The sequence below is a fragment of the Thermovirga sp. genome, assembly GCA_012523215.1.
In the GTDB taxonomy this organism is placed as follows: Bacteria; Synergistota; Synergistia; order Synergistales; family Thermovirgaceae; genus 58-81.
The window spans coordinates 1-3,457 of record JAAYIZ010000267.1 but is presented as its reverse complement, the minus strand read 5'-3'; the positions used below and the strand labels follow the sequence as shown (position 1 = coordinate 3,457).

Below are 3,457 nucleotides of genomic sequence, written 5' to 3'. Positions count from 1 at the left end.
AGGAACCGCGGTTTGCCAAGGCCGAGTTGGAACTCGCCCGTCCCGGTGAGAGCCTCAGGATAATCCCCGTGAAGGATGTCATCGAACCGCGCTGCAAGCTTTCCGGCCCGGGGGAGGTCTTTCCCGGTTTCGTGGGTGGGATGCAGACCGTGGGCGAGGGTTCGACCCTGGTCCTCGACGGAGCGGCAGTGGTCACCTGCGGTCCCATCGTGGCTTTTCAGGAAGGGCTCATCGACATGTCGGGCCCGGCGGCGGATTACTCGCCCTTTTCCCGTACGAATAACGTGGTGCTGGTGGTAGAACCCGCCCAGGGGATCGACCGGCACTCCTACGAAGCGGCTCTCCGGGAGATGGGGCTGAGGCTGGGTTGGTACCTGGCCCACCTGTGCCGGGATGCGAGGGCCGACGAGATCAAGATTTATGAAATGGAAGGCCCGGTGCGGGAATCGGCGAAGTATCCACACCTTCCAAGGATCGCCTATTTATGCATGTCCATAACCCAGGGACTTTTGCATGACACTTTCCTCTACGGGGCCGACATGAAACACCTGGTCCCGACCCTGATTCACCCCAACGAGAAGATGGACGGGGCCATGGTCTCCGGGAACTGCGTCTCCTCCTGCGACAAGAACACCACCTGGCATCACCTGAACGACCCCATCGTGGAGGAGCTTTACGGGCGGCACGGAAAGGACCTGGTCTTCCTCGGCGTAATACCCGCCCCGGAGGACACGAGGCTTGCCGGCAAGGAAAGGACCTCCTCTTACAACGCGAACCTCGCCAGGATTCTTGGGGCCCACGGCGTGGTCATCTCCGAGGAAGGTTACGGCAACCCCGACACGGACCTTTGCATGAATGCCGCCAAGTGCGAAAAACTCGGAATAAAGACGGTGGTCATCTCCGACGAGGCGGCGGGGACCGACGGCAAGAGCCAGGGCCTTGCCGACGCCGCGCCGGAGATCACGGCCTTTGTCTCGGCAGGCAACGTCAACGAGATGGTGATGCTTCCTCCCATGGACAAGGTCATAGGGTATGAAGATTCCATCTCTAACCTTTCCGGAGGCGCCGAGGAGAGCCTCCGGGAAGACGGCTCGATGTTCGTCGAGCTCCAGGCGATCATCGGTTCCACCAACGAACTCGGCTTCAGCAGGATAGGGGCCCGGTGGGTCTAAACGAGGCGGTGAGGGTGATGACAAAGATAGTCGTCTGCTATATCAACCAGTTCTTTGCGGGTATGGGAGGGGAGGAGCAGGCCCATGTGCCGCCATCGGTACGTCTCGGGGCCGTCGGGCTCGCCTCCCAGGTTCAGAACCTCCTTGGAGACAAGGCCAGGGTGGCGGCAACGATCGTCTGCGGTGACAGCTACTACGGGGAACACATCGAGGAAGCCCGCGCTGAATGCGTAAGGATGGTCGGCGAGTTCAAACCCGACATCCTCTTCGCCGGACCCGCCTTCAACGCCGGGCGCTATGGCGTGGCCTGCGGCGACGTCTGCGCCGCCGCGGCGAAGGAGTTGGGCATACCCACCGTCACCGGGATGTTCAGGGAGAACCCCGGCGTGGAACTTTACAGCCCCGAGACCTTCATCGTGAAGACAACCGACAGCGCGAGGGGCATGAAGGATGCCCTGGGCGCGATGACGGGCCTGGCCCTGAAACTATTGGAAAGTGCCCCTTTGGGCCCCGCCGAAGAGGAGGGCTATTTCTCCAGGGGCATCAGGAAAAACTTCTTCCACGAGGCCAACGGGGCCAGGAGAGCCGTCGACATGCTCCTGAAAAAACTGGCCGGGGCTTCCTTCGCCACGGAGTACGAGATGCCCGTCTTCAAGCGCATCCCTCCGGCGAAACCCCTGGAAGATTTGAAAAAAGCGACCATCGCGCTGGTCAGTTCGGGGGGCATCGTGCCAAGGGGAAACCCGGATCACATAAGGGTCTCCTCCGCTGAATCTTACGGAGTCTACGACATCTCCGGCCTCGAAGATCTCACCCCGGAGGAGTTCGAATCCATCCATGGAGGTTACGACAGGGTGTGGGCGAACGAGGACCCCGACACGGTCCTCCCCCTTGACGTCATGCGGGAACTGGAAAAAGAGGGAGCCTTCGGCAAATTGTACGATTTCGTGTTCACCACCACCGGAACGGGTACGGCCGTCGCCCACGCCGAACGGTTCGGTCGCGAAATAGGCGAAGGGCTCAAGAAGGATGGCGTCGATGCCGTCATCCTGACTTCCACCTGAGGCACCTGTACCCGGTGCGGTGCATCGATGGTAAGGGAGATCGAGAACACGGCGGGAATCCCGGTGGTCCAGATAGCCACCATTGTCCCGATAATGCTGACCGTCGGCGCGAACAGGATCGTGCCCGGTGTGGCGATTCCCCACCCGGTGGGTGATCCCTCGAAAGGGATCGAGGGAGACCGAGCCGTCAGGCGGGAATTACTTGAAAGGGCCCTGAAGGCCATCATGACACCTGTCGACGAACAGACCGTCTTCACCACCTAGCGAAGCATAGCAGGAGCCCCCGAAAAACGATGAGGCGAGAGGGCTTGGCCCTTTCGCCCCTCCTTTTTGTGGAAATAGGAGGACCGTGGAGGTTATAATTGATCATTCACGGACCCCGGAAGGTGGAGTCAAGCCCCTTGAAGAACCTGGTGATCGTGACGAACAACCCCCTGGTGGTTGAGAAATACGGGGATTCACGTAAAGTGAAAGGATCACCCGTCGAGGTCGTCGAGGAAGCATCGAGGATGCTGCTCGAGGGGTACTCCCTTTTTGGGTCACCCCTTCCTCCTAACGGAAGGCTGATGAAGAACCCCTATCGCTCGATTGCCTTGATGGAAGAAAAGGGCCCCATAAAAGGAGGAAGGGACTTTCTTCTCCTGGAAAGGGCTCGGCAGCGCCTGTCGGGTATGTCCTTTCTCTCCCGGGAGGGAAAGCGGGGGGAGGATCTGGCCTTCATGGACCTGGCCCTGCTCGAGGCAGGGCTCGGATCGTCGATGAAAGGAAAGGCCCTTCAGGGATAATGATATGAAAGGAAGATATCCGCAGGGGACTGACAGAGGGAGGAGAGATGAAGGCGATGCCTGACCTTGATCGGCTCGAAAGGATCATATTGGGAAACTTGGAAAAGGACGCGTCCGCCCCGGCGGTGTGGTGGAAGGGATGCTGGATGAAGGGCGCCGAGTTCATCGAGCTCGTGGAAAGCACGGAAGACGCCTTGAGGGAGAGCGGTTTCGGACCAGGATCAAGGATCGCGGTCTTCCTGCCCAATTCGCCCCTTCTCTGGGGTATTGCCGTGGCCGCTTGGAAACTGGGAGGGGCCATCGCCCCGTTGAATGCGAGGAGCGGCATCAACGCAAGCCTGAAGATCGTGGAACATATCGATCCCGTCGGCGCCGTGCTCGGCGAGGGAATGGAGAACCTGGCCGAAGCCCTTGAAGGGGCGGGCTTCCCAGCCGT

At 60.3% G+C, this 3,457-nt stretch carries 4 protein-coding genes; all 4 read left to right on the top strand.

The annotated features are described in order from the left end of the window. A partial coding sequence (locus GX108_07310; GenBank protein NLO56839.1) for a beta-aspartyl-peptidase occupies positions 1-1,172 on the top strand: 1,172 nt, incomplete at its 5' end. A gap of 17 nt (positions 1,173-1,189) precedes the next feature. Further along, positions 1,190-2,500: a glycine/betaine/sarcosine/D-proline family reductase selenoprotein B gene (locus tag GX108_07305; GenBank protein NLO56838.1), complete on the top strand. Its 1,311-nt coding sequence runs from the start codon at positions 1,190-1,192 to the stop codon at positions 2,498-2,500. Positions 2,501-2,637: 137 nt separating this feature from the next. Beyond that, on the top strand, positions 2,638-3,021 hold the full coding sequence (locus GX108_07300; protein NLO56837.1) for a hypothetical protein: 384 nt from the start codon (positions 2,638-2,640) through the stop codon (positions 3,019-3,021). Between the two features lie 47 nt (positions 3,022-3,068). Further along, positions 3,069-3,457 (top strand): long-chain fatty acid--CoA ligase (locus GX108_07295; protein ID NLO56836.1); only part of this gene is annotated, 389 nt, incomplete at its 3' end.